This window comes from Escherichia albertii, from assembly GCF_028622335.1.
Classification (GTDB): Bacteria; Pseudomonadota; Gammaproteobacteria; order Enterobacterales; family Enterobacteriaceae; genus Escherichia; species Escherichia albertii.
Genome location: NZ_CP117568.1, coordinates 2,892,385 through 2,917,882, shown reverse-complemented (window position 1 = coordinate 2,917,882; position 25,498 = coordinate 2,892,385). Strand labels below are relative to the sequence as shown.

27 protein-coding genes and 1 other annotated feature are annotated in these 25,498 nt (G+C 51.9%); of the genes, 21 read left to right on the top strand and 6 right to left on the bottom strand.

Going from position 1 to position 25,498, the window contains the following annotated elements; genetic code table 11:
* Positions 1–225: 225 nt before the first annotated feature.
* The 5 genes from dgoR (at position 226) to PS053_RS14175 (ending at position 4,948) form a co-directional block, all read left to right on the top strand.
* The gene (dgoR, locus tag PS053_RS14195; protein WP_000174305.1) at positions 226–915 is read left to right on the top strand and encodes a D-galactonate utilization transcriptional regulator DgoR; all 690 of its coding nucleotides are present in this window, start codon (positions 226–228) and stop codon (positions 913–915) included.
* The gene (dgoK, locus tag PS053_RS14190; RefSeq protein ID WP_059219172.1) at positions 912–1,790 is read left to right on the top strand and encodes a 2-dehydro-3-deoxygalactonokinase; all 879 of its coding nucleotides are present in this window, start codon (positions 912–914) and stop codon (positions 1,788–1,790) included. The genes dgoR and dgoK overlap by 4 nt, the downstream gene beginning before the upstream one ends.
* On the top strand, positions 1,774–2,391 hold the full coding sequence (dgoA, locus tag PS053_RS14185; RefSeq protein ID WP_001198720.1) for a 2-dehydro-3-deoxy-6-phosphogalactonate aldolase: 618 nt from the start codon (positions 1,774–1,776) through the stop codon (positions 2,389–2,391). The genes dgoK and dgoA overlap by 17 nt, the downstream gene beginning before the upstream one ends.
* Positions 2,388–3,536 (top strand): galactonate dehydratase, encoded by a 1,149-nt coding sequence (gene dgoD / locus PS053_RS14180; RefSeq protein WP_000705012.1) that lies wholly within the window; start codon positions 2,388–2,390, stop codon positions 3,534–3,536. The genes dgoA and dgoD overlap by 4 nt, the downstream gene beginning before the upstream one ends.
* Before the next feature lie 74 nt (positions 3,537–3,610).
* Positions 3,611–4,948: an MFS transporter gene (locus tag PS053_RS14175; protein WP_000253469.1), complete on the top strand. Its 1,338-nt coding sequence runs from the start codon at positions 3,611–3,613 to the stop codon at positions 4,946–4,948.
* On the opposite strand, the gene cbrA is transcribed toward PS053_RS14175, so the two are convergent.
* Complete coding sequence (cbrA, locus tag PS053_RS14170) at positions 4,909–6,009, bottom strand: colicin M resistance lipid reductase CbrA (RefSeq protein WP_024164912.1); 1,101 nt, start codon at positions 6,007–6,009, stop codon at positions 4,909–4,911. The two genes, PS053_RS14175 and cbrA, sit on opposite strands and share 40 nt — an antisense overlap.
* 100 nt (positions 6,010–6,109) lie before the next feature.
* Here cbrA and PS053_RS14165 point away from each other — a divergent pair, with 100 nt between their 5' ends.
* Entirely contained in the window at positions 6,110–7,324 is a 1,215-nt protein-coding gene (locus tag PS053_RS14165) for a YidR family protein (RefSeq protein ID WP_256879374.1), read from the top strand.
* Between the two features lies 1 nt (position 7,325).
* Here the strand turns inward: PS053_RS14165 and PS053_RS14160 are convergent, their stop codons facing one another.
* A complete protein-coding gene (locus PS053_RS14160; RefSeq protein WP_000594823.1) occupies positions 7,326–7,658 on the bottom strand; it encodes a YceK/YidQ family lipoprotein in 333 nt (110 codons plus the stop codon).
* A gap of 239 nt (positions 7,659–7,897) precedes the next feature.
* Positions 7,898–7,970 (top strand) — a sequence feature (ROSE (Repression Of Heat Shock gene Expression) occurs in the 5'-region of heat shock genes and acts as an RNA thermometer to modulate expression.).
* Here PS053_RS14160 and ibpA point away from each other — a divergent pair.
* The 3 genes from ibpA (at position 7,964) to PS053_RS14145 (ending at position 10,772) form a co-directional block, all read left to right on the top strand.
* Positions 7,964–8,377 carry a small heat shock chaperone IbpA gene (gene ibpA / locus PS053_RS14155; protein ID WP_001243437.1) on the top strand — a complete coding sequence of 138 codons (414 nt, stop codon included), beginning with the start codon at positions 7,964–7,966 and terminating at the stop codon, positions 8,375–8,377. Its footprint overlaps the feature before it by 7 nt.
* A gap of 110 nt (positions 8,378–8,487) precedes the next feature.
* Entirely contained in the window at positions 8,488–8,916 is a 429-nt protein-coding gene (ibpB, locus tag PS053_RS14150; RefSeq protein ID WP_001132434.1) for a small heat shock chaperone IbpB, read from the top strand.
* A gap of 194 nt (positions 8,917–9,110) precedes the next feature.
* Positions 9,111–10,772, top strand: a complete 1,662-nt coding sequence (locus PS053_RS14145) for a putative transporter (protein ID WP_256879378.1) — start codon at positions 9,111–9,113, stop codon at positions 10,770–10,772.
* Here PS053_RS14145 and PS053_RS14140 read toward each other — a convergent pair.
* Positions 10,769–11,485, bottom strand: coding sequence for a GntR family transcriptional regulator (locus PS053_RS14140; protein ID WP_002460403.1), 717 nt, complete (start codon positions 11,483–11,485; stop codon positions 10,769–10,771). The genes PS053_RS14145 and PS053_RS14140 overlap by 4 nt on opposite strands.
* A 294-nt stretch (positions 11,486–11,779) precedes the next feature.
* Here PS053_RS14140 and PS053_RS14135 point away from each other — a divergent pair, with 294 nt between their 5' ends.
* Positions 11,780–13,396 (top strand): PTS sugar transporter subunit IIB, encoded by a 1,617-nt coding sequence (locus PS053_RS14135; protein ID WP_059221935.1) that lies wholly within the window; start codon positions 11,780–11,782, stop codon positions 13,394–13,396.
* Entirely contained in the window at positions 13,396–14,718 is a 1,323-nt protein-coding gene (locus PS053_RS14130; RefSeq protein WP_059254310.1) for a 6-phospho-alpha-glucosidase, read from the top strand. Before PS053_RS14135 ends, PS053_RS14130 begins: the two co-directional genes overlap by 1 nt.
* On the opposite strand, the gene PS053_RS14125 is transcribed toward PS053_RS14130, so the two are convergent.
* On the bottom strand, positions 14,715–14,915 hold the full coding sequence (locus PS053_RS14125) for an AraC family transcriptional regulator (RefSeq protein WP_085949844.1): 201 nt from the start codon (positions 14,913–14,915) through the stop codon (positions 14,715–14,717). The genes PS053_RS14130 and PS053_RS14125 overlap by 4 nt on opposite strands.
* 19 nt (positions 14,916–14,934) lie before the next feature.
* Positions 14,935–15,384, bottom strand: a complete 450-nt coding sequence (gene yidI, locus PS053_RS14120; protein WP_256879373.1) for a protein YidI — start codon at positions 15,382–15,384, stop codon at positions 14,935–14,937.
* Between the two features lie 108 nt (positions 15,385–15,492).
* Between yidI and PS053_RS14115 the strand changes: the two genes are divergently transcribed.
* From PS053_RS14115 to PS053_RS14105, 3 genes are read left to right on the top strand one after another with little or no spacing between them, the layout of a single operon-like run.
* Positions 15,493–15,840: a YidH family protein gene (locus PS053_RS14115; RefSeq protein ID WP_000703955.1), complete on the top strand. Its 348-nt coding sequence runs from the start codon at positions 15,493–15,495 to the stop codon at positions 15,838–15,840.
* On the top strand, positions 15,830–16,192 hold the full coding sequence (locus tag PS053_RS14110) for a DUF202 domain-containing protein (RefSeq protein ID WP_054410690.1): 363 nt from the start codon (positions 15,830–15,832) through the stop codon (positions 16,190–16,192). Before PS053_RS14115 ends, PS053_RS14110 begins: the two co-directional genes overlap by 11 nt.
* Positions 16,189–16,686 carry a radical SAM protein gene (locus tag PS053_RS14105; RefSeq protein WP_256879372.1) on the top strand — a complete coding sequence of 166 codons (498 nt, stop codon included), beginning with the start codon at positions 16,189–16,191 and terminating at the stop codon, positions 16,684–16,686. The genes PS053_RS14110 and PS053_RS14105 overlap by 4 nt, the downstream gene beginning before the upstream one ends.
* Before the next feature lie 7 nt (positions 16,687–16,693).
* Here the strand turns inward: PS053_RS14105 and emrD are convergent, their stop codons facing one another.
* Positions 16,694–17,878 (bottom strand): multidrug efflux MFS transporter EmrD, encoded by a 1,185-nt coding sequence (gene emrD, locus PS053_RS14100; protein WP_025238053.1) that lies wholly within the window; start codon positions 17,876–17,878, stop codon positions 16,694–16,696.
* 401 nt (positions 17,879–18,279) lie between these two features.
* Between emrD and ivbL the strand changes: the two genes are divergently transcribed.
* The 7 genes from ivbL (at position 18,280) to uhpT (ending at position 25,495) form a co-directional block, all read left to right on the top strand.
* Positions 18,280–18,378, top strand: a complete 99-nt coding sequence (ivbL, locus tag PS053_RS14095; RefSeq protein ID WP_032275147.1) for an ilvB operon leader peptide IvbL — start codon at positions 18,280–18,282, stop codon at positions 18,376–18,378.
* A gap of 107 nt (positions 18,379–18,485) precedes the next feature.
* The gene (gene ilvB / locus PS053_RS14090; protein WP_059217755.1) at positions 18,486–20,174 is read left to right on the top strand and encodes an acetolactate synthase large subunit; all 1,689 of its coding nucleotides are present in this window, start codon (positions 18,486–18,488) and stop codon (positions 20,172–20,174) included.
* Positions 20,175–20,177: 3 nt separating this feature from the next.
* The gene (gene ilvN, locus PS053_RS14085) at positions 20,178–20,468 is read left to right on the top strand and encodes an acetolactate synthase small subunit (RefSeq protein ID WP_001181706.1); all 291 of its coding nucleotides are present in this window, start codon (positions 20,178–20,180) and stop codon (positions 20,466–20,468) included.
* 72 nt (positions 20,469–20,540) lie between these two features.
* Positions 20,541–21,131 (top strand): response regulator transcription factor UhpA, encoded by a 591-nt coding sequence (gene uhpA / locus PS053_RS14080; RefSeq protein WP_000633660.1) that lies wholly within the window; start codon positions 20,541–20,543, stop codon positions 21,129–21,131.
* Positions 21,131–22,633, top strand: coding sequence for a signal transduction histidine-protein kinase/phosphatase UhpB (uhpB, locus tag PS053_RS14075; protein ID WP_001078757.1), 1,503 nt, complete (start codon positions 21,131–21,133; stop codon positions 22,631–22,633). The genes uhpA and uhpB overlap by 1 nt, the downstream gene beginning before the upstream one ends.
* Before the next feature lie 9 nt (positions 22,634–22,642).
* Positions 22,643–23,962, top strand: coding sequence for an MFS transporter family glucose-6-phosphate receptor UhpC (gene uhpC / locus PS053_RS14070; RefSeq protein WP_010341095.1), 1,320 nt, complete (start codon positions 22,643–22,645; stop codon positions 23,960–23,962).
* A gap of 141 nt (positions 23,963–24,103) precedes the next feature.
* Positions 24,104–25,495: a hexose-6-phosphate:phosphate antiporter gene (uhpT, locus tag PS053_RS14065; RefSeq protein ID WP_000879214.1), complete on the top strand. Its 1,392-nt coding sequence runs from the start codon at positions 24,104–24,106 to the stop codon at positions 25,493–25,495.
* The last annotated feature ends 3 nt before the right edge of the window (positions 25,496–25,498 follow it).

Here is a 25,498-nt window from a genome sequence, read left to right as displayed (position 1 = left end):
CCCCAGTTTAGCGCCTGATCTCCCTTTTCAGATTTTTGCCCGACGTAGAACATTTTCTTATCTATTGTTCTTTTTGTGATCTAAATTGTAGTACAACTACATAAATTTGTACTACATTAGGCGCACAGCAAACGCGAACGTCATCACGCTGGTACTACAAAATTGCCGCGTTATGCATCGATCGGGGTAAAGTAGAGAAGAACATACAGAGCACAAGGACTCTCCATGACTCTCAATAAAACCGATCGCATCGTTATTACGCTGGGTAAACAGATCGTTCACGGCAAATACGTGCCAGGCTCGCCGCTTCCGGCTGAGGCAGAACTCTGTGAGGAGTTTGCAACCTCGCGCAACATCATCCGTGAGGTATTTCGTTCGCTGATGGCGAAGCGGCTGATTGAAATGAAACGTTATCGCGGGGCGTTTGTGGCTCCGCGTAACCAGTGGAATTACCTCGACACTGACGTACTGCAATGGGTGCTGGAAAACGACTATGACCCACGGCTTATCAGTGCAATGAGCGAAGTGCGAAACCTGGTAGAGCCGGCTATTGCCCGTTGGGCAGCAGAACGCGCGACCTCCAGCGATCTGGCGCAGATTGAATCGGCGCTGAACGAGATGATTGCTAACAATCAGGACCGCGAAGCGTTTAACGAAGCGGATATTCGCTACCACGAGGCGGTGCTGCAGTCGGTGCATAACCCGGTGTTACAGCAACTGAGCATTGCGATCAGTTCGCTGCAGCGGGCGGTTTTTGAACGAACCTGGATGGGCGATGAGGCCAACATGCCGCAAACGCTCCAGGAACATAAGGCGCTGTTCGATGCGATAAGGCATCAGGACGGCGATGCGGCAGAGCAGGCGGCGCTTACCATGATCGCCAGCTCGACACGAAGGTTAAAGGAAATCACATGACAGCTCGCTACATCGCAATTGACTGGGGATCGACCAATCTGCGCGCCTGGCTTTATCAGGGCGACCACTGCCTGGACAGCAGGCAATCAGAAGCAGGCGTCACGCGCCTGAACGGAAAATCTCCGGCTGCGGTGTTAGCAGAAGTGACGACCGATTGGCGTGAAGAGAATACGCCAGTGGTAATGGCAGGAATGGTCGGCAGCAATGTCGGCTGGAAAGTTGCGCCGTATTTATCTGTTCCTGCCTGTTTTTCGTCTATTGGTGAACAATTAACGTCCGTTGGCGACAATATCTGGATTATTCCCGGATTATGCGTCTCTCATGACGATAACCACAATGTGATGCGCGGCGAAGAAACACAATTGATCGGCGCGCGTGCTCTGGCGCCTTCCTCTCTTTATGTCATGCCCGGTACGCATTGCAAATGGGTGCAGGCCGATAGCCAGCAAATCAACGATTTTCGTACCGTGATGACCGGTGAATTACATCATTTACTGTTAAATCACTCATTGATTGGCGCAGGTTTACCGCCGCAGGAAAACTCTGCCGATGCCTTCGCGGCTGGCCTTGAGCGCGGTCTTAATGCGCCTGCCATATTGCCGCAGCTTTTTGAAGTTCGTGCCTCGCATGTGCTGGGAACACTTCCCCGCGAACAGGTCAGCGAATTTCTCTCTGGTTTGTTGATTGGCGCAGAGGTCGCCAGTATGCGCGACTACGTGGCCCATCAACATGCCATTACCCTTGTCGCCGGAACATCGCTGACCGCGCGCTACCAGCAAGCCTTTCAGGCGATGGGTTGCGACGTGACGGTGGTGGCGGGCGACACGGCATTTCAGGCTGGTATAAGGAGCATCGCTCATGCAGTGGCAAACTAAACTCCCGCTGATCGCCATTTTGCGCGGCATTACGCCCGACGAGGCGCTGGCGCATGTTGGCGCGGTGATTGACGCCGGGTTCGACGCGGTTGAAATCCCGCTGAATTCTCCACAATGGGAGCAGAGCATTCCCGCCATCGTTGATGCGTACGGCGATAAGGCGTTGATTGGCGCAGGTACGGTACTGAAACCTGAACAGGTCGATGCGCTCGCCAGGATGGGCTGCCAGCTCATCGTTACGCCCAATATCCATAGTGAAGTGATCCGCCGTGCGGTGGGCTACGGCATGACCGTCTGCCCCGGCTGCGCGACGGCGACCGAAGCCTTTACCGCGCTCGAAGCGGGCGCGCAGGCGCTGAAAATATTCCCGTCATCGGCTTTTGGTCCGCAATACATCAAAGCGTTAAAAGCGGTGTTACCACCGGACATCGCAGTCTTTGCCGTTGGCGGCGTGACGCCAGAAAACCTGGCGCAGTGGATAGACGCAGGTTGTGTTGGGGTGGGCTTAGGCAGCGATCTCTATCGCGCCGGGCAATCCGTAGAACGTACCGCGCAGCAGGCAGCAGTATTTGTTAAGGCGTATCGAGAGGCAGTGCAATGAAAATCACCAAAATTACCACGTATCGTTTACCTCCCCGCTGGATGTTCCTGAAAATTGAAACCGATGAAGGCGTGGTCGGCTGGGGCGAGCCAGTGATTGAAGGCCGCGCCCGCACGGTGGAAGCGGCAGTTCACGAACTGAGCGACTATTTGATTGGTCAGGATCCATCGCGCATCAATGATTTATGGCAAGTGATGTATCGCGCCGGTTTTTATCGCGGCGGTCCAATCCTGATGAGCGCTATCGCCGGGATTGACCAGGCATTATGGGATATCAAAGGCAAAGTGCTGAATGCGCCGGTCTGGCAACTGATGGGCGGCCTGGTCCGTGACAAAATCAAAGCCTACAGTTGGGTCGGCGGCGATCGTCCGGCGGATGTTATCGACGGCATTAAAACGCTACGCGAAATCGGCTTCGATACCTTCAAACTGAACGGGTGTGAAGAACTGGGGCTGATTGATAACTCCCGCGCGGTGGATGCGGCGGTCAACACTGTGGCACAAATTCGTGAAGCCTTTGGCAATCAGATTGAGTTTGGCCTTGATTTCCACGGTCGCGTCAGTGCGCCGATGGCGAAAGTGCTGATTAAAGAACTGGAACCGTATCGCCCGCTGTTTATTGAAGAGCCGGTGCTAGCGGAACAAGCCGAATACTACCCGAAACTGGCGGCACAAACGCATATTCCACTGGCGGCGGGTGAACGCATGTTCTCACGCTTCGATTTTAAACGCGTGCTGGAGGCAGGCGGTATTTCGATTCTGCAACCCGATCTTTCCCACGCAGGAGGTATTACCGAATGCTACAAAATTGCCGGAATGGCGGAAGCCTATGACGTGACTCTTGCGCCGCACTGTCCGCTCGGACCGATTGCACTGGCGGCTTGCCTGCATATCGACTTTGTTTCCTATAACGCCGTCCTTCAGGAACAAAGTATGGGCATTCATTACAACAAAGGCGCGGAGTTACTCGACTTTGTGAAAAACAAAGAAGACTTCAGCATGGTTGGCGGCTTCTTTAAACCGCTAACGAAACCGGGCTTAGGCGTGGAAATCGACGAAGCTAAAGTTATTGAGTTCAGTAAAAATGCCCCGGACTGGCGTAATCCGCTCTGGCGTCATGAAGATAACAGCGTAGCAGAGTGGTAATTCCTGCCACGTAAGCCCCTCATCGGGCACTAAAACAGCAATACAAAAATATAACCCTCTGTAAATTACAGGGCATGGTGAGCGGCTTCGCTATGCCCAAAATCTGGAGAAAGCTCGCTATGGATATTCCCGTTAATGCAGCAAAGCCGGGGCGTCGGCGTTATCTGACGCTGGTGATGATCTTTATTACGGTGGTCATTTGTTATGTTGACCGCGCTAACCTGGCCGTGGCTTCTGCCCATATTCAGGAAGAGTTTGGTATTACTAAAGCGCAAATGGGCTATGTATTTTCGGCCTTCGCCTGGCTTTATACGCTATGTCAGATCCCCGGCGGTTGGTTTTTAGATCGCGTAGGTTCACGCGTGACTTATTTTATTGCGATATTTGGCTGGTCAGTGGCGACTTTATTCCAGGGCTTTGCCACGGGCTTAATGTCATTAATTGGTCTGCGCGCGATAACCGGTATTTTCGAAGCGCCCGCGTTCCCGACCAATAACCGGATGGTAACCAGTTGGTTCCCGGAACATGAACGCGCTTCTGCCGTTGGTTTTTATACGTCTGGTCAGTTTGTCGGTCTGGCGTTTCTGACTCCGTTGCTGATCTGGATTCAGGAGATGTTGAGCTGGCACTGGGTGTTCATTGTCACCGGTGGTATCGGCATTATCTGGTCGCTGATTTGGTTTAAGGTTTATCAGCCGCCGCGTCTGACCAAAGGCATCAGCAAAGCTGAACTGGATTACATTCGTGATGGCGGCGGTCTGGTGGATGGCGATGCGCCGGTGAAAAAAGAGGCGCGTCAGCCGTTAACAGCCAAAGACTGGAAACTGGTGTTCCATCGTAAACTGATCGGTGTCTATCTTGGGCAATTTGCGGTGGCTTCTACACTGTGGTTTTTCTTAACCTGGTTCCCGAACTATTTAACCCAGGAAAAAGGAATCACAGCGCTGAAAGCAGGCTTTATGACCACGGTGCCATTCCTCGCGGCGTTTATTGGCGTCCTGCTCTCTGGCTGGGTCGCGGATCTGCTGGTACGTAAGGGCTTTTCACTGGGCTTTGCGCGTAAAACGCCGATTATCTGCGGCTTGCTGATCTCCACCTGCATTATGGGCGCTAACTACACTAACGATCCGATGATGATTATGTGCCTGATGGCGCTGGCATTCTTCGGCAACGGTTTTGCTTCGATTACCTGGTCGCTGGTTTCTTCTCTGGCGCCGATGCGCCTGATTGGTTTAACCGGCGGCGTGTTTAACTTTGCCGGTGGTCTGGGCGGCATCACTGTTCCGCTGGTGGTGGGGTACCTGGCGCAGGGTTACGGTTTCGCGCCTGCACTGGTTTATATCTCTGCCGTCGCGTTGATTGGTGCGCTCTCTTACATCCTGCTGGTGGGCGATGTGAAGCGCGTTGGATAATCTCTCAACTGAGGAATATGCGCCACACCACTGCGCATAATCCACTTTCGTAAAGCCGGTGCGGTCAGGCATCGGCTTTTTACTATTTTGCCGAAGAGTTTTAAACGCAGTTTGCGGGTGGCACGCCAGTAGGCTGCGTTGCTCTTCTCCGGCTGCTTCGGTAATACCGAACGAAGAATCTCAGCGCTATCCAGCGCATAGCTAATTCCCTCCAGCGAGCTGGCGCTGATAAACCCCGCCGCTTCGCCAATGAGAAACGCATTGTCTTTACCGCAGACAAAATCCTGCCAGCGTGAGGGGAACAATACGGTGCATTTTTCACTTTTCACCGCTTTGCCAAACTGGAACTGAAAGGCATTCATTTTCTCTTTCAGCGCCGTGAAACGCGCCTGACCGTCTTTCATCGGATAAGCTCCACCAAAGATAAAATAACCGTCTTTGCTGATGCTCCATGAATAACAATCTGTTATCTCGTTATCAAAAATGCAGGAGTAGAACGGCACCGGATGCTTTTCTGCGAACCACTGCTGGATAGCGACGTATTTACGAATCTGATGATTCGGGTAGAGATGTCGCCGCACCATCGAGTTTGCACCATCGGCACCGACCAGATAGTGGGCGGTAATATGCTGTTCCCAGCCGTCTGCGCGAAAAATGACATGCCATTTATCATCCTCACGCCAGATTTTTCGACACAGGCTGTCGTGGTAAACCTCAACGCTGGCGGGGATCAGCGACTTCATCCACAAGTCGAAAGCGTGGCGATTAATATTGATATAGCTCCGCGGGTAGTTACGCGTGAGCGATGCGGCGACATCGACGGTTTTGACGCTGAAAATCTGCGGACTGGCAATCACATCGACAGGGAGTGTTAGTCCATCGCGAATAAAAGAACGCTGCGCGTCCGGTGCCAGCAGACCGCCACAAGGCTTGTTGAAACCTTCAGTACCGCACTGGTGCTTTTTATCCAGCGCAATCACCTGCATTTTGCCTGCTAACTGCCGCGCCAGCGCTGAACCTGCCGGGCCAAGACCGATAATCGCTACGTCGAAATGTTCCATCTTTTCACTCACATTCATCACGATGGCAAAAGACTATTGTCTGAAAGTGAAGTCCTTGTGAAGTATGATGGCGGGAACCGTTTTGGATCAGGACCACGCCATGAAACAGATAACCTTTGCTCCCCGTAATCACCTGCTCACCAATACCAATATCTGGACGCCCGACAGCCAGTGGCTGGTGTTTGACGTTCGTCCCTCTGGCGCGTCGTTTACCGGAGAGACCATTGAGCGCGTGAATATCCATACCGGCGAGGTCGAGGAGATCTATCGAGCGTCACACGGAGCGCACGTTGGCGTGGTGACCGTTCATCCAAAGAAAGAAAAATATGTCTTTATTCACGGGCCTGAAAACCCAGATGAAACATGGCATTACGATTTCCATCACCGTCGTGGGGTGATTGCCGAACAAGGGGAAATCACTAATCTGGATGCAATGGATATTACCGTTCCGTACACACCAGGAGCGCTACGCGGCGGCAGTCATGTGCATGTTTTTAGTCCGAACGGTGAAATGGTGAGTTTTACCTATAACGACCATGTAATGCATGAACTTGATTCGGCGCTGGATTTGCGAAACGTCGGGGTTGCGGCGCCGTTTGGCCCGGTCAACGTACAAAAGCAGCATCCGCGTGAATACAGCGGTAGCCACTGGTGCGTGCTGGTGAGTAAAACCACGCCCACGCCGCAGCCAGGCAGTGATGAAATCAATCGCGCTTATGAAGAGGGATGGGTTGGAAATCACGCGCTGGCGTTCATTGGCGATACGCTTTCGCTGAAGGGCGAGAAAGTGCCGGAGCTGTTTATTGTAGAGTTACCGCAAGATGAAAACGGCTGGAAAGTGGCTGGTGATGGGCCGTTAAGCGGGACGGAGTCGGCCTTACCCGCACCGCCGCGCGGCGTTGTGCAACGTCGTTTGACCTTTACGCATCATCGCGCATTTCCTGGTCTGGTAAATATTCCGCGCCACTGGGTGCGCTGTAACCCGCAAGGCACGCAAATTGCGTTTTTAATGCGTGATGACAATGGCGTGGTGCAATTATGGCTTATCTCTCCACAGGGGGGCGAACCACGCCAGTTGACGTATAACAAAACAGATATTCAGTCGGCATTTAACTGGCATCCGTCAGGCGAATGGCTGGGCTTTGTGCTGAATAATCGTATTGCCTGCGCACATGTACAAAGCGGTAAAATTGATTATTTAACCGAGGGCCACGCCAACCCACCTTCGGCAGATGCCGTGGTTTTCTCGCCCGATGGCAAATGGCTGGCGTGGATGGAAGCCGGTCAGTTGTGGATCACCGAAACTGACCGCTAGCTCAGTTTGCAGGCATTCTGGCCGGGGGAATGACGTCATTGGTTGCTTGCGCGTTGGCTTCGCTTTTTTCAACGCGTGAGCGTACCGAGCTGTCTTTGCGGAACACATCCCACGGCAGCAAGATGGTGTCCATGACTGCGGTAAATGGCATGTCGAGTATCGCCAGCGATTTTGTGCCCCAGTTTGTCTCGTCATCGCCAATCATCGTGGCGCTGGCGCGCGTGCCTGGATAGGTCCCCTCTTTGCCCCCTGTATGAGACATCACGCTGGAACATCCTCCCAGCAACGCCATCCCGCTGCACATCATGAGTGCTAACAACACATTTTTTATCATAATAAATTCATCTGTTGATCGTTGGTGTTGGCATGATGAGTTATAGCGATCCCTTGCTGAAAATAACATCATCATCTCGTCGCACTGTGGCGGCTATCGCACTTTAAACGTTTCGTGCTGTCACCCAGTCTATGCAATAGACCATAAACTGCAAAAAAAAGTCCGCATAAAAGGCTTGAAAAGTTTATATCCAGACCCATTTTTACACTGTAGTCGATGAGAACGCGCCTGATGGGTGTTCTGGCTACCAGATCTGTCCATTGTGGAAGGTCTTATATTCTCGCTGATTTCAGGAGCTATTGATTATGCGTAACTTTGATTTATCTCCGCTTTATCGTTCTGCTATTGGGTTTGACCGTTTGTTTAATCATTTAGAAAACAACCAGAGCCAGAGTAATGGCGGCTATCCTCCGTATAACGTTGAACTGGTAGACGAAAACCATTACCGCATTGCCATCGCTGTGGCTGGCTTTGCCGAAAGTGAACTGGAAATTACCGCCCAGGACAATCTGCTGGTGGTGAAAGGTGCTCACGCCGACGAACAAAAAGAGCGCACCTATCTGTACCAGGGCATCGCTGAACGCAACTTTGAACGTAAATTCCAGTTAGCCGAAAACATTCATGTTCGTGGCGCTAACCTGGTGAACGGTTTGCTGTATATCGATCTTGAACGCGTAATTCCAGAAGCGAAAAAACCGCGTCGTATCGAAATCAACTAATTCCCACAGGTCGCTGGGCGCGGCCTGATATTTGATGCTCGCCGTCAGGGAGCATATGCGAATCCACGGATTTGCAGGTACTTACTCGCTTCTTAGAAGGAGAAATGACTATGCCTAACTTCGATTTATCCCCGCTGATGCGTCAATGGATCGGTTTTGACAAACTGGCCAACGCGCTGCAAAACGTCGGTGAAAGCCAGAGTTTCCCGCCGTACAACATTGAGAAAAGCGACGATAACCACTACCGCATCACCCTTGCGCTGGCGGGTTTCCGTCGGGAAGATTTAGATATTCAACTGGAAGGTACGCGCCTGATTGTAAAAGGCACGCCTGAGCAGCCAAAAGAAGAGAAAAAATGGTTGCATCAAGGGCTTATGAATCAACCATTTAGCCTGAGTTTTACGCTGGCTGAAAATATGGAAGTCTCCGGTGCGACCTTCGTGAACGGTTTACTACACATTGACCTGATTCGTAATGAGCCTGAACCCATCGCAGCGCAACGTATCGCCATCAGCGAACGTTCCGCGTTAAATAGCTAATTAGCTATTCTTTTTGCCCCGCCGTCAGGTGGGGTTTTTTTTATCTGCAGCCTTCAACAATGCGTTAATTTTCGCAAGTTTAAGATATTTCGCTCCCCGCTTTCCCATAATAATGTGCGCTATAAGGCAAATCTGCTTCACCGATTCAGCCATAATCCTTACCAATTAAAATGTTATTTCAAGAGAAATGGATGATGAGTGATATAGCATTAACAGTCAGTATCCTGGCTTTAGTGGCTGTCGTTGGGTTATTTATCGGCAATGTTAAATTCCGTGGCGTTGGGTTGGGTATCGGAGGCGTGCTGTTCGGCGGAATTATTGTCGGTCACTTTGTTTCCCAGGCCGGGATGACGTTAAGTAGCGATATGTTGCATGTCATTCAGGAGTTTGGCCTGATCTTGTTCGTTTATACCATTGGGATTCAGGTGGGGCCGGGGTTCTTTGCTTCGCTGCGCGTATCTGGATTACGCCTCAATTTATTTGCCATTCTGATTGTTGTCATCGGTGGCCTGGTCACTGCTCTTTTGCATAAATTATTCAATATTCCGCTTCCCGTTGTATTGGGGATTTTCTCTGGCGCGGTTACCAACACGCCTGCACTGGGGGCCGGGCAGCAAATCTTGCGTGATCTTGGTACGCCGATGGAGATGGTTGATCAGATGGGGATGAGCTACGCAATGGCGTACCCATTTGGTATTTGCGGCATCTTGTTCACTATGTGGCTATTGCGGGTCATGTTCCGCGTGAACGTTGAAACGGAAGCGCAGCAGCATGAGTCCACGCGAACCAACGGCGGTGCGCTGATCAAAACCATCAATATTCGCGTAGATAACCCTAATCTGCACGATTTAGCCATTAAAGATGTGCCTATTCTCAATGGCGACAAAATCATTTGCTCGCGACTGAAACGAGAAGAAACTCTGAAAGTGCCTTCGCCGGAAACGCTCATTCAGTTGGGTGATTTACTGCATCTGGTGGGGCAGCCAGCGGATTTGCATAATGCACAACTGGTGATTGGTCAGGAGGTCGACACCTCACTGTCGACGAAAGGCACCGATTTGCGTGTCGAGCGTGTGGTGGTTACCAATGAAAATGTGCTTGGTAAGCGTATTCGTGATCTGCACTTTAAGGAACGCTATGACGTTGTTATCTCGCGCCTGAATCGCGCCGGGGTTGAGTTGGTCGCCAGCAGCGACATCAGTCTGCAATTCGGCGATATTCTCAACCTGGTGGGCCGTCCCTCCGCGATTGATGCCGTCGCCAATGTGCTGGGAAATGCACAGCAAAAACTGCAACAGGTCCAGATGCTGCCGGTGTTTATTGGAATCGGGCTTGGCGTACTGTTAGGTTCTATCCCGGTATTTGTTCCGGGATTTCCGGCAGCGTTGAAACTGGGACTGGCGGGAGGACCGCTGATTATGGCGTTGATCCTCGGGCGTATCGGCAGTATTGGCAAGCTTTACTGGTTTATGCCGCCAAGCGCCAACCTCGCGCTACGCGAGCTGGGTATCGTGTTGTTCCTCTCGGTAGTTGGTTTGAAATCCGGCGGGGATTTTGTCAATACTCTGGTCAATGGCGAGGGGTTAAGCTGGATTGGTTATGGTGCCCTGATCACCGCAGTTCCGCTGATGACTGTCGGCATCCTGGCGCGGATGTTAGCCAAAATGAATTACCTGGCCATGTGTGGAATGCTGGCAGGCTCCATGACCGATCCTCCTGCGCTGGCGTTTGCTAACAACCTGCATGCAACCAGCGGTGCGGCGGCGCTCTCTTATGCCACCGTCTATCCGCTCGTGATGTTCCTGCGTATTATCACGCCACAATTGCTGGCTGTGCTTTTCTGGAGCATTGGTTAACTCTTTTCCGGGTGGAGTCGCCGTAAATGGTACTCCACCTGGTACTCACTGGCGTTTCTGAACATCACCGAATAATTCAAAAATTCCCCGTTCTCGCTGTATGACAATGATGTGATCCGTAGCAGCGGCGTGTGCTCCGCTACCTTCATTTGTTGCGCCAGCAGTTTATCGGCAAGAACTGGCGTCAGGCTTTCATAATTACCGCCGATGAGAATCCCGCACTCTTTTTCAATATATTCAAACTTCGACCCTTCCAGATGTTGCAACGAAAGATTGCGGAACAGTTTCACTGGCATATAACTGTCTTCCAGCATCAACGGTTTTCCCTCCACAAAGCGAACGCGACGGGAGAAGTAGATCTGCTCGTTGATCTGAATTCGTAACTGGCTGGCAATGGCGGGAGGCGCCGGCATGATTTCAAAAATCAGCACCTGGCTGGTAACCGTTTTTCCCTGACGTTTTAGTACTTCCACCAGCCCCGTCAGGCTGGCGGTCTGATGCAGTACATCTTTGCGCACCAGGTAAGTACCGCTGCCGTGGCGACGGACCACAAGACCCCATGCTACCAGCAGGTCAATGGCTTTCCTGATGGTCATCCGTGATACCGCAAACTCCTCCGCCAGTTTCTTTTCGCCGGGAAGAAGGCTATTAAGATTGAAGTCTGTGGAATTCAGGCGAATTCTCAAACGTTCCGCAATAGATTTGTAGATCATCCGTAGATCTCTTTTTCCAGCAAAAGCCTGTATTTTTTACCGTTGCTCAATATGTAACACATTGAAAATAAGATATTTTTCAATGTTGGTTTTACACATCACTTAATGCAAACCGGAAATGTCCACTATTTCGTCAAAATGTAGATCTCAGTGACCTGATGAAAAGCATGAAAGCGATCACGATTCACGCTGGAGCGTCATGTTCTGCCGATTGCATCTTCCTATCCTCGCTCCAGGCCTGGCGTATAACCAATCAGGCTTCCTACTTACTGATTTGATAAAAGAGGATGTGGAATGCTCAGTCAAATTCAACGCTTTGGCGGCGCGATGTTCACGCCGGTACTGCTGTTTCCCTTTGCCGGGATTGTGGTTGGCCTCGCCATCTTGCTGCAAAACCCGATGTTCGTGGGGGAATCATTAACCGACCCGAACAGTTTATTCGCGCAAATCGTACACATTATTGAGGAAGGAGGCTGGACCGTATTTCGCAATATGCCGCTGATTTTTGCGGTCAGTTTACCTATCGGTTTGGCGAAGCAGGCGCAGGGGCGCGCCTGTCTGGCTGTACTGGTAAGTTTCCTGACCTGGAACTATTTCATTAACGCCATGGGGATGACCTGGGGAAATTATTTCGGCGTCGATTTCACCCAGGATGCTGTTGCAGGAAGCGGTCTGACGATGATGGCGGGAATTAAAACTCTCGATACCAGCATTATCGGTGCGATTATCATTTCAGGGATTGTTACCGCGCTACACAACCGCTTATTCGATAAAAAACTGCCGATTTTTCTGGGGATCTTTCAGGGAACATCGTATGTGGTCATTATCGCCTTCCTGGTGATGATTCCTTGCGCCTGGTTGACGCTGCTTGGCTGGCCGAAAGTTCAAATGGGCATTGAATCACTGCAAGCGTTCCTGCGTTCGGCGGGGGCATTGGGGGTGTGGATCTACACCTTCCTCGAACGTATTTTGATCCCAACCGGTTTACACCACTTTATCTATGGGCCGTTTATTTTTGGCCCGGCAGCCGTTGAAGGCGGAATTCAGATGTACTGGGCGCAGCATCTACAAGAGTTCAGCCAGAGCACTGAATCGTTGAAATCTCTGTTCCCGGAAGGCGGCTTCGCGCTGCACGGCAACTCAAAAATCTTTGGCGCCATCGGGATTTCACTGGCTATGTACTTTACCGCCGCACCGGAAAATCGGGTGAAGGTCGCTGGTTTGCTCATACCCGCAACCTTAACCGCTGTGCTGGTAGGGATTACCGAACCGTTAGAGTTCACCTTCCTGTTTATCTCGCCGTTACTGTTTGCCGTTCACGCTGTGCTGGCCGCATCGATGTCAACGGTGATGTATCTCTTTGGCGTGGTAGGCAATATGGGCGGCGGCCTGATAGACCAGGTCTTGCCGCAAAACTGGATCCCGATGTTCAGCAATCACGCCGACATGATGCTGACCCAAATCGCCGTTGGCTTGTGCTTTACCGTTCTGTATTTCGTCGTCTTCCGCACGCTGATCCTCCATTTCAATCTCTGTACGCCGGGACGTGAAGATGCCGAAGTGAAGCTCTACTCGAAAGCGGAATACAAAGCGGCGCGCGGAAAAACAATGGCTGCTGAGCCAGATGCGAAACTGGGGCAGGCTGCCGGGATCCTGCAAGCACTTGGCGGAGTAACCAATATTTCCAGCATCAATAATTGTGCGACGCGCCTGCGTATTGCCTTGCATGACATGACGCAAACGCTTGACGATGAAGTCTTTAAAAAACTGGGGGCGCACGGTGTTTTTCGTAGTGGTGATGCTATCCAGGTGATCATTGGTCTGCATGTTTCCCAGTTACGCGAGCAGCTCGATAGCTTAATCAGCTCCCATCAATCGCCAGAAAATATCCCCGTTACGGAGGCCGTATAATGACCAAATTCTCAGTGGTAGTCGCAGGTGGAGGAAGCACCTTTACGCCCGGTATCGTGTTGATGCTGCTGGCGAACCAGGACCGCTTCCCACTTCGTGCACTGAAATTTTATGATAACGATGGCGCCCGGCAGGAAGTGATTGCCGAGGCCTGCAAAATCATCCTCAAAGAGAAAGCGCCGGAAATTGAGTTTAGTTACACCACCGATCCTGAAGCAGCGTTCAGCGACGTTGATTTTGTCATGGCGCACATTCGTGTCGGCAAATACCCGATGCGCGAACTGGATGAAAAAATCCCGCTGCGCCACGGCGTTGTTGGTCAGGAGACCTGCGGACCCGGCGGAATAGCGTACGGCATGCGGTCCATTGGCGGCGTCCTGGAACTGGTGGACTATATGGAAAAATATTCACCAAATGCCTGGATGCTCAACTACTCCAACCCGGCGGCGATTGTGGCTGAAGCGACGCGTCGGTTACGACCGAATGCGAAAATCCTCAACATTTGTGACATGCCAATCGGCATTGAAAGTCGGATGGCGCAAATTGTTGGTCTGAAAGACCGCAAACAGATGCGCGTGCGTTATTACGGGCTTAATCACTTTGGCTGGTGGACGTCTATTGAGGATTTGCAGGGCAATGACCTGATGCCGCAGTTGCGACAATATGTCTCGAAGCACGGTTATATTCCGCCGCTGAAAGATACTCATACCGAAATGAGCTGGAACGATACCTATGCTAAAGCGCGAGATGTGCAGACGCTGGACCCGGATACGTTGCCAAACACCTATCTGAAATATTATCTCTTCCCGGATTATGTTGTTCAGCATTCCAACCCTGAACATACCCGCGCGAATGAGGTAATGGAACATCGCGAAAAACAGGTATTCGACGCTTGTCGGGCTATTACGAAGGCGGGCAACTCTGCGGCAGCCAGTCTGGAAATTGATGAGCATGCGTCATACATCGTCGATTTGGCGACGGCTATCGCCTTCAACACCCAGGAGAGGATGCTGCTGATTGTGCCGAACAACGGTGCTATCCATAACTTTGATGATGAAGCGATGGTGGAGATCCCTTGTCTGGTTGGTCACAACGGACCGGAGCCACTGGTGGTCGGCGACATCCCGCAGTTTCAGAAAGGGCTAATGAGTCAGCAAGTGGCGGTGGAAAAACTGGTGGTTGATGCCTGGGAACAGCGTTCATATCAACGCCTGTGGCAGGCGATAACACTATCAAAAACCGTGCCGAGTGCATCAGTCGCCAAAGCCATTTTGGATGAGTTGCTGGAGGCCAACAAAGCGTATTGGCCTGAACTGCATTAATTGTGCGGACCGGTATCCATTGGATGCTGGTCCGTATTCTTCAGCACGGCTGATGGCGCATAACCAAATTTATGCTTAAAGGCTTTGCTGAAATGGAAGGAGTCGAAGAAGTTAAGCATATCTGCCACTTCGCCAACCGAGTTTCCTTGTTGCTTTAATAGCGATAACGCCAGCTCCAGGCGATGGCTGGTGTTCAGCTGGTATTATTCGTGTTGCTTATATCGGCGATCCTCCGGTCAGGAAGGAAAAGATCAGCAGTAGTAGAAGAATGCCGCACACGATACCGATCCCAAAGAGCACGGCATGGAAAACCAGTGTCCCGCCGCCAAAAAACAGCGCGCCGCTGATACTCCAGTTACTTTCTTTACGCATACCGCCAACAAATGCGCAGAGTAGCGCAGCAATGGCCAGCGCTATGCCGCCTTGCTTGAGGATTTTATCGACATCCGGCGCCTCTTTTTTCTCTACCATGGTAATTTTTTCACCTTTAATTCCGGCGAGAAGACCTCTTTTTATTTCAGCCGTTTTTTCCGCAACGACGCTTTCCAGCGTTGGCGGCGGCGCAGAGAATGGGCCGAATGAAAAGTGGATAATGCCCATTATTAGCGCGATGGTGCCGAATAGCATACCCAATGAGCTGATTTTATTTTGCGCTATGATACCCATCTGACCTCCTTGTAACGAATGGTAAAAGCTTATCAGGAAAGGGGCGGACGAAATTCTTAAAAATAGCTGTACAAGGCAGAGCGTTAGTGAAATTGCAAAGGAGTCACAATGAAAATTTCTCGCCTCGGTGAAGCGCCCGATTACCGCTTCTCGCTGGCCAATGAACGTACCTTTCTCGCATGGATCCGTACTGCGCTTGGGTTTCTGGCGGCGGGCGTGGGGCTGGACCAGCTAGCGCCGGATTTCGCCACGCCCGTTATTCGTGAACTGCTGGCATTATTGTTGTGCTTGTTTTCCGGCGGGTTAGCGATGTACGGCTACTTGCGCTGGTTACGCAATGAAAAAGCGATGCGTTTGAAAGAAGATCTGCCCTATACCAACAGCTTATTAATCATCAGCTTAATATTGATGATCGTGGCGGTGATCGTTATGGGACTGGTGCTGTATGCCGGATAGTCGCAAAGCCAGGCGGATTGCTGATCCCGGGCTTCAACCGGAGCGCACATCGCTGGCGTGGTTTCGTACCATGCTGGGCTACGGCGCGTTGATGGCGTTGGCTATCAAACATAATTGGCACCAGGCTGGCATGTTATTCTGGATTTCGATTGGCGTCCTCGCCATCGTGGCGCTGATCCTCTGGCACTACACCCGTAATCGCAATTTAATGGATGTCACAAATAGCGATTTTTCCCAATTTCGCGTAGTCCGTGACAAATTTATGATCTCTCTCGCGGTGTTATCTCTCGCAATACTGTTTGCTGTAACGCATGTACATCAACTTATCGTATTTATTGAGAGAGTCACATGACAGGAAGTCTGGTCATGAATGCTGAAGAGGACTGGCACCAACTGGTTGTAGAGCATAAAGATACTCTGCAACCTGCCGATTTTTATCAGGATTTCAAACTGCGGGGCATTCGCTCCGTGCAACTTATTCCCCATATTGAATTTGATGACCGGGGCGAGCTGACGGCTGCTTCGGTAACAGCGGAGCTGTGGGGGCGATTTTTAATCACACTGTTCGAGTGTTGGGCGCGTGCAGATATCAGTCGTATATCAATCGAACTTTTTGACGTCACATTACAAAAGTGGTGCAAAAGTGAAAACCCGCAACCATGGAAGGGTTGCCAGGGGTGTGACTGGCATCGTTTATGTCCGTATGCCCGAGAGCATCAGCCGGACAAAGTGCTTTGCGCTGGCTATAAAGCGTTTTACTCCTACACAGCGCCATACATGCGGGTAATGCGCGATTTGATAAAGCAGCATCGTTCACCCATGGAGTTGATGACGATGCTGCGCTGATGTGAACTTAAACAGCCTGCCCCTGGTGAGATATCCGCGTCGCCAGCGGCAGCCAGCACAGCACAATTAATAATCCCATCAAGGTCATCAGCAACCCCAGGCTTCCCTGGCCGGTTTGTGGCAGCATTGCAGAGAGCGAGGCCAGTACGCCGGAACCGATATTTTGCAGGCCGCCGACCAGCGCGCCGGCGGTGCCAGCCAGGAAGGGGAATGGCTCCATCGCGCCGCTGGTCGCCAGCGGAAACAGCATCCCGGCACCAAAAAAGAAAAGTGCTGCGGGAACGAGCAGCGTCCAGACATTCATAATGCCGAACCAGCCGGGGATCCACATCATCAACCCAGCCAGCAGACAGCAGATAACCGACTGCCACATCAACGTCGAGAAGCGTTTATTCGGACGTCCGGCAAACCATGCGCCGAAGAATGCTGCCGGGATCGGCAGAATAAACAAAATACTGACCGTCATGCTGTTCAGCCCTAACACCGCGCCCATCAAAACCCCGGAGCAGGCTTCGAAAGCGGCGATTCCGGCCAGGCCGCCAATTAGCATTAACAAATAACAGTTAAAACCGCCATTGCCGAAAAGGGTTTTATAACTGGTAAGCAGTCGCGTACGCGGCGCGTCAGCAGGGCGCGTTTCCGGCATCCAGCGTGCCATACTGAACGTTACACCCGCACAGAGCACCAGCAAAAAAAGATAGCAGGCACGCCAGTTCCACATAGTATCCAGCAGACCGCCGATCAACGGTGCAAGCAACGGACTGACAAGAATCCCCATATTTAACAGACTATTAGCGTGACGCAATTGTGTCCGTTCATACAAATCACGCGGCAGCGTACGCGCCATTACACCACCGACGCCGGTTCCCATCCCCTGCATCGCGCTGGCGGCAATCAACACCGTCAGGCTGGAGGTGGTGACTGCAATTAGCGTAGCCAGCATAAAAATGGACATCCCGACGAGGATCACCGGGCGACGACCGACTCTGTCGGAAATCGGACCGTAAAACAGTTGTGAGACACCGTAGGTCAGCAGATAAGCGCCCATCACGCTCTGGACCGCGCCTTCGCGGACGTTGAGATCGCGCGCCATATCAGCAATTGCAGGAATATAAATGGTTTGCGCCATCTGACCGACGGCCACGAGTAATACCAACATCAATAACAAATTGACGTTTCTATGCCTTTTCATTATCACGGATGCTTTTATAAAAATAATTAGAATAAGTTGCTATGCATTCCCATAAATGCGGGAGAGGAATCTATCACATTGATGAATGTTAGCCAGATATGTGTCAGGAATGGCTAAAAGCAAAACGGCAGAATATGTAAACAAAAGCGGCAATAAATGTTGCCGGAAGCAGCGAGGGTACGGTTAGTCGGGTAAGGTACTTATGCCGAATTTGGCATGAATAAGACGCATTCTGTCAACAATCTGAGCGCTTCTTCAGATGACGATTCTTTATTGCCTGAGTTTCAGTTCAAAGTGTGATCTGTTACGTATTTTTGTCCTGATGAAAAATTTTCCATTGTCTCCCCTGTAAAGCTATGCTTGTATAAATATTGTTAAACACAAAACAGACAAGGTCCCCAATGACTCCTTCCATGCTGAACGCAAAACTACTACCTACTGCGCCATCCGCCGCAGTGGTTGTCGTGCGTGTGGTGGTCGTCGTCGGCAGTGCGCCGTAGGGACTGGAACAACACACGATTCCAAAACCCCGCCGGCGTAAACCGGGCGGGGTTTTTCGTTTCAGTCCCCCTCCCGGAGCGTCGGCCCAGAAGAAAAGGACTGGAGCATGGCAAGTTCGGGCACGACATCGACACGTAAGCGCTTTACCGGCGCAGAGTTTATCGTTCACTTCCTGGAACAACAGGGTATTAAGATTGTGACGGGGATTCCTGGCGGTTCGATTCTGCCTGTTTACGACGCCTTAAGCCAAAGTAGGCAAATCCGCCATATTCTGGCGCGTCACGAACAGGGGGCGGGATTCATCGCCCAGGGAATGGCGCGCACCGACGGCAAACCGGCGGTCTGTATGGCCTGTAGCGGGCCAGGCGCGACAAATCTGGTGACTGCAATTGCCGACGCGCGGCTGGATTCCATCCCGCTGATTTGCATCACTGGTCAGGTTCCCGCCTCGATGATCGGCACTGACGCCTTCCAGGAAGTGGACACCTACGGCATCTCTATCCCCATCACCAAACACAACTATCTGGTCAGACATATCGAAGAACTCCCGCAGGTCATGAGCGATGCCTTCCGCATTGCACAATCAGGCCGCCCTGGCCCGGTGTGGATAGACATTCCTAAGGATGTGCAGACGGCAGTATTTGAAATTGAAGAATTGTCCGCCCCAGTAGAAAAAGCCGTCCCGCCAGTCTTTAGCGAAGAAAGTATTCGTGAAGCGGCAGCGATGATTAATGCCGCCAAACGCCCGGTGCTTTATCTGGGCGGTGGTGTTATTAATGCGCCTGTACGGGTGCGTGAACTGGCGGAAAAAGCGCAACTGCCGACGACCATGACTTTGATGGCGTTGGGTATGTTGCCAAAAGCACATCCGCTGTCGTTGGGTATGTTGGGGATGCACGGCGTGCGCAGCACCAACTATATTTTGCAGGAGGCGGATCTGCTGATTGTTCTTGGTGCGCGTTTTGATGACCGGGCGATTGGCAAAACAGAGGAGTTCTGCCCGCACGCCAAAATTATTCATGTCGATATCGACCGCGCAGAGCTGGGTAAAATCAAGCAACCACATGTGGCGATTCAGGCGGATGTCGATGAGGTGCTGGCGCAGTTGATCCCGCTGGTGGAAGCGCAACCGCGTGCAGATTGGCACCAGTCGGTAGCGGATTTGCAGCGCGAATTCCCGTGTCCAATCCCGAAAGCGTGCGATCCGTTAAGCCATTACGGACTGATTAACGCTGTTGCCGCCTGTGTCGATGACAATGCGATTATCACCACCGACGTGGGTCAGCATCAAATGTGGACGGCGCAGGCCTATCCGCTCAATCGTCCGCGTCAGTGGCTGACCTCCGGCGGGCTGGGAACGATGGGCTTTGGCCTTCCTGCCGCGATTGGCGCGGCGCTGGCGAACCCGGATCGCAAAGTGTTGTGTTTCTCCGGCGACGGCAGCCTGATGATGAATATTCAGGAGATGGCGACCGCCAGCGAAAACCAGCTAGATGTCAAAATCATTCTGATGAATAACGAAGCGCTGGGGCTGGTGCATCAGCAACAGAGTCTGTTTTACAAGCAGGGCGTTTTTGCCGCCACCTATCCGGGAAAAATCAACTTTATGCAAATTGCTGCCGGATTTGGCCTTGAAACCTGTGATTTAAATAATGAAACCGATCCACAGGCCGCGTTGCAGGAGATTATCAATCGTCCGGGGCCGGCGTTGATCCACGTACGCATTGATGCCGAAGAAAAAGTTTACCCAATGGTGCCGCCAGGTGCGGCGAATACTGAAATGGTGGGGGAATAAGCCATGCAAAACACAACTCATGACAACGTGATTCTCGAACTCACCGTTCGCAACCATCCGGGTGTAATGACCCACGTTTGTGGGCTTTTTGCCCGCCGCGCTTTTAACGTTGAGGGTATTCTCTGCCTGCCGATCCAGGACAGCGACAAAAGCCACATCTGGCTACTGGTCAATGACGATCAGCGACTGGAACAAATGATAAGCCAGATAGACAAACTGGAGGATGTGGTGAAAGTGCAGCGTAATCAGTCCGATCCGACGATGTTTAACAAGATTGCGGTGTTTTTTCAGTAACCGCTCAAGGCTTGAACAGCGGCGCGCTTATCGTTAAGGTAAGCGCGTTTTTTTACCCGTCAGGACAAGACCATGATCACCGTTGCCCTTATAGACGATCACCTTATCGTCCGCTCCGGCTTTGCGCAGTTGCTGGGGCTGGAACCTGATTTACAGGTAGTTGCCGAGTTTGGTTCGGGGCGCGAGGCGCTGGCTGGGTTACCGGGGCGTGGCGTCCAGGTGTGCATTTGCGATATCTCGATGCCGGATATCTCTGGTCTGGCGTTGTTAAGTCATCTCCCGAAAGGCATGGCGACGATCATGCTTTCTGTCCACGATAGCCCGGCACTGGTAGAACAGGCGCTTAATGCGGGTGCGCGAGGTTTTCTCTCTAAACGCTGTAGTCCAGATGAGTTGATCGCCGCCGTGCATACGGTTGCTGCTGGTGGGTGTTACCTGACACCGGATATCGCCGTTAAACTGGCATCCGGTCGCCAGGACCCTCTGACTAAACGTGAACGCCAGGTAGCGGAAAAACTGGCGCAAGGAATGGCGGTAAAAGAGATTGCCGCTGAACTTGGCTTATCACCGAAAACTGTGCACGTGCATCGTGCCAATCTGATGGAAAAACTGGGCGTCAGTAACGACGTTGAACTGGCGCGCCGCATGTTTGATGGTTGGTGATGAACAGGTTTTTTTCCCGTTTAATGACTATTATTGCCTGCTTTTTTATCTTCTCTGCCGCGTGGTTTTGTCTGTGGAGTATCAGCCTGCATCTGGTTGAGCGGCCTGAGTTGGCTGTTTTACTGTTCCCGTTTGGTTTGCGGTTGGGGTTGATGCTGCAATGCCCGCGTGGTTACTGGTCTGTGTTGCTGGGGGCGGAATGGTTGCTGATTTACTGGTTGGCGCAGACAGTAGGGTTAACCCATTTCCCCTTTTTAATGATTGGTAGTGTGCTGACGTTGTTGCCTGTGGCGTTGATCTCCCGCTATCGGCATCAGCGTGACTGGCGCACCTTGCTGTTACAAGGTGCTGCGCTGACGGCGGCGGCATTGTTACAGTCTCTACCCTGGATTTGGCACGGGAAAGAGTCGTGGAACGCGCTGTTGCTAACGTTAACTGGTGGCCTGACGCTGGCCCCCATTTGCCTGGTGTTCTGGCATTATCTCGCCAGTAATACCTGGTTGCCGCTCGGTCCTTCATTGGTTTCCCAGCCGATCAACTGGCGCGGTCGGCATCTGATCTGGTATTTGCTGCTGTTTGTCATCAGTCTGTGGCTCCAACTGGGGCTGCCGAACGAACTGTCGCGCTTTACGCCATTCTGTCTGGCATTGCCGATTATTGCTCTGGCCTGGCACTATGGCTGGCAGGGCGCGTTGATTGCGACGCTGATGAACGCCATTGCGCTGATTGCCAGCCAGACCTGGCACGATCATCCGGTAGATTTATTGCTCTCGTTGTTGGTGCAAAGTTTGACCGGATTGTTGCTTGGCGCAGGTATCCAGCGCCTGCGTGAACTTAATCAGTCGTTGCAAAACGAACTGGCGCGCAATCAGCATTTGGCTGAGCGACTCCTGGAAACCGAAGAGAGCGTGCGTCGCGATGTGGCGCGTGAACTGCATGATGATATCGGTCAGACCATTACCGCTATTCGTACCCAGGCGGGTATTGTCCAGCGACTGGCGGCGGATAACGCCAGTGTGAAACAGAGTGGACAGTTAATCGAACAACTGTCGCTGGGGGTTTACGATGCGGTACGTCGTTTGTTAGGGCGGTTACGTCCGCGCCAGTTGGACGATCTTACGCTGGAGCAGGCTATCCGTTCGTTGATGAGAGAAATGGAGCTGGAAGGCCGTGGTATTGTCAGCCATCTTGAATGGCGGATTGATGAATCAGCGTTAAGCGAAAATCAGCGCGTGACGCTGTTTCGCGTTTGCCAGGAAGGGCTGAATAACATTGTGAAACATGCCGATGCCAGTGCGGTCACGTTGCAAGGTTGGCAGCAGGGTGAACGGTTAATGCTGGTGATTGAAGACGATGGCAGCGGCCTGCCGCCGGGATTCGAGCAACAGGGATTCGGTCTTACCGGAATGCGTGAGCGGGTAACGGCACTGGGCGGCACGTTGACGATTTCCTGTCTGCACGGTACACGCGTCAGTGTTTCTTTACCCCAACGTTATGTGTAAGGCTTGATGATGTTGCAGTTTCTGAAAGCGCCTGCCGATGCGCCGCAGATTAGCGATAAACATGAAATTGATGTTCGTTACCGCTACTGGCGTCGACATATTCTGCTGACCATCTGGCTGGGCTATGCGCTATTTTACTTTACCCGCAAGAGTTTCAACTCCGCCGTGCCGGAAATCCTTGCCAGCGGCGTACTAAGCCGTAGCGATATTGGCCTGTTAGCGACGCTTTTTTATGTGACCTATGGTTTGTCGAAGTTTGTTTCCGGCATCGTTAGCGACCGATCAAATGCCCGTTATTTTATGGGGATCGGCCTTATCGCTACTGGCATCATTAATATTCTGTTTGGTTTTTCCACTTCTCTGTGGACGTTTGCCGTTCTCTGGGTGTTGAACGCATTCTTCCAGGGCTGGGGTTCTCCGGTGTGCGCCCGTCTGTTAACCGCCTGGTATTCGCGTACCGAGCGCGGCGGCTGGTGGGCGTTATGGAACACGGCGCATAACGTCGGGGGAGCGTTGATCCCTATTATTATGGCCGCATCCGCACTGCATTACGGCTGGCGTGTCGGGATGATGATTGCTGGTTGGATGGCCATTGTGGTGGGAATTTTTCTCTGTTGGCGATTGCGCGATCGTCCACAGTCGCTGGGGTTACCCGCAATTGGCGACTGGCGGCACGATACGCTGGAAATGACTCAGCAACAAGAAGGGGCAGGATTGACGCGTAAGGAAATCCTCACTAAATATGTGTTGCTGAACCCGTACATTTGGCTACTTTCCTTCTGCTATGTGCTGGTTTACGTGGTTCGTGCGGCGATCAACGACTGGGGCAATCTGTATATGTCCGAGACGCTGGGGGTTGATCTGGTGACGGCGAATACCGCAGTGACGATGTTTGAGCTGGGCGGATTTATCGGTGCGCTGGTCGCCGGTTGGGGCTCGGATAAACTGTTTAACGGCAACCGCGGGCCGATGAATTTAATTTTCGCCGCCGGGATTTTGCTGTCAGTCGGCTCGCTGTGGTTAATGCCGTTTGCCAGTTACGTGATGCAGGCGACTTGTTTTTTTACTATCGGCTTTTTTGTTTTTGGCCCACAAATGTTAATCGGCATGGCGGCGGCAGAGTGTTCTCACAAAGAGGCGGCAGGTGCGGCGACGGGATTTGTCGGTTTGTTTGCGTATCTGGGGGCATCGCTTGCCGGTTGGCCGCTGGCGAAAGTGCTTGATACCTGGCACTGGAGTGGTTTTTTTGTGGTCATTGCTATCGCCGCCGGGATTTCAGCGCTGCTGTTACTGCCTTTTTTGAACGCTCAGACACCACGCGAAGCGTGATGCATCTCACTTTTTTACCTCATATTCGGCAAAACTAAGAAATTTTCCAGGTTTTGCCTGGACGCTATCCCAGGCCTGCTTTGCTGCTGATTTTTACAATGAATACCTTACTCAGGTATTCATTTCAGGAGCAACCCCGCCATGCTGGCCTTCCTTAATCAAGTGCGCAAGCCGACACTGGACCTTCCTGTCGAAGTGCGGCGCAAAATGTGGTTCAAACCGTTCATGCAATCCTACCTGGTGGTCTTTATCGGCTACCTGACGATGTACCTGATTCGCAAGAACTTTAACATCGCCCAGAACGACATGATCTCCACCTACGGGCTGAGCATGACGCAACTGGGGATGATTGGCCTGGGTTTCTCCATCACTTATGGCGTGGGTAAAACACTGGTTTCCTATTACGCCGACGGCAAAAATACCAAACAGTTCCTGCCGTTTATGCTGATCCTCTCCGCCATTTGTATGTTGGGCTTTAGCGCCAGTATGGGTAGCGGTTCGGTAAGCCTGTTCCTGATGATTACCTTCTACGCCTTAAGCGGTTTTTTCCAGAGTACCGGTGGTTCGTGTAGTTATTCCACCATCACCAAATGGACGCCGCGTCGTAAGCGTGGGACTTTCCTCGGTTTCTGGAATATTTCACATAATCTCGGCGGTGCAGGCGCGGCAGGCGTAGCGTTGTTCGGGGCGAATTATCTGTTCGATGGTCACGTCATCGGGATGTTTATCTTTCCATCGATTATCGCGTTGATTGTCGGTTTTATCGGCCTGCGTTATGGCAGTGACTCCCCGGAATCTTATGGTCTCGGTAAAGCTGAAGAACTGTTTGGCGAAGAGATCAGCGAAGAGGACAAAGAGACAGAATCCACGGATATGACCAAGTGGCAGATCTTTGTCGAATATGTACTGAAAAACAAAGTGATCTGGCTGCTGTGCTTCGCCAACATCTTCCTGTACGTGGTGCGCATTGGTATCGATCAGTGGTCAACCGTGTACGCTTTTCAGGAGCTGAAACTTTCCAAAGAAGTGGCGATTCAGGGTTTTACGCTGTTTGAAGCAGGCGCGCTGGTTGGCACGCTGTTGTGGGGCTGGCTCTCTGACCTGGCGAATGGCCGTCGCGCGCTGGTGGCTTGTATTGCGCTGGGGCTGATTATCGCCACACTCGGTGTCTATCAGCACGCCAGCAACCAGTATGTCTATCTGGCTTCTCTCTTCGCATTAGGTTTCCTGGTCTTTGGTCCACAATTGTTGATTGGCGTAGCGGCAGTTGGCTTTGTACCGAAAAAAGCGATCGGCGCGGCTGACGGGATCAAAGGCACTTTCGCCTATCTGATTGGCGACAGCTTTGCAAAATTAGGTCTGGGAATGATTGCCGATGGCACGCCAGTATTTGGTCTCACTGGTTGGGCCGGTACTTTCGCCGCGCTGGATACTGCCGCAATTGGTTGTATCTGCCTGATGGCGATGGTAGCGGTCATGGAAGAACGTAAAATTCGCCGTGAGAAAAAGGTTCAGCAGTTGACAGTGGCATAAACG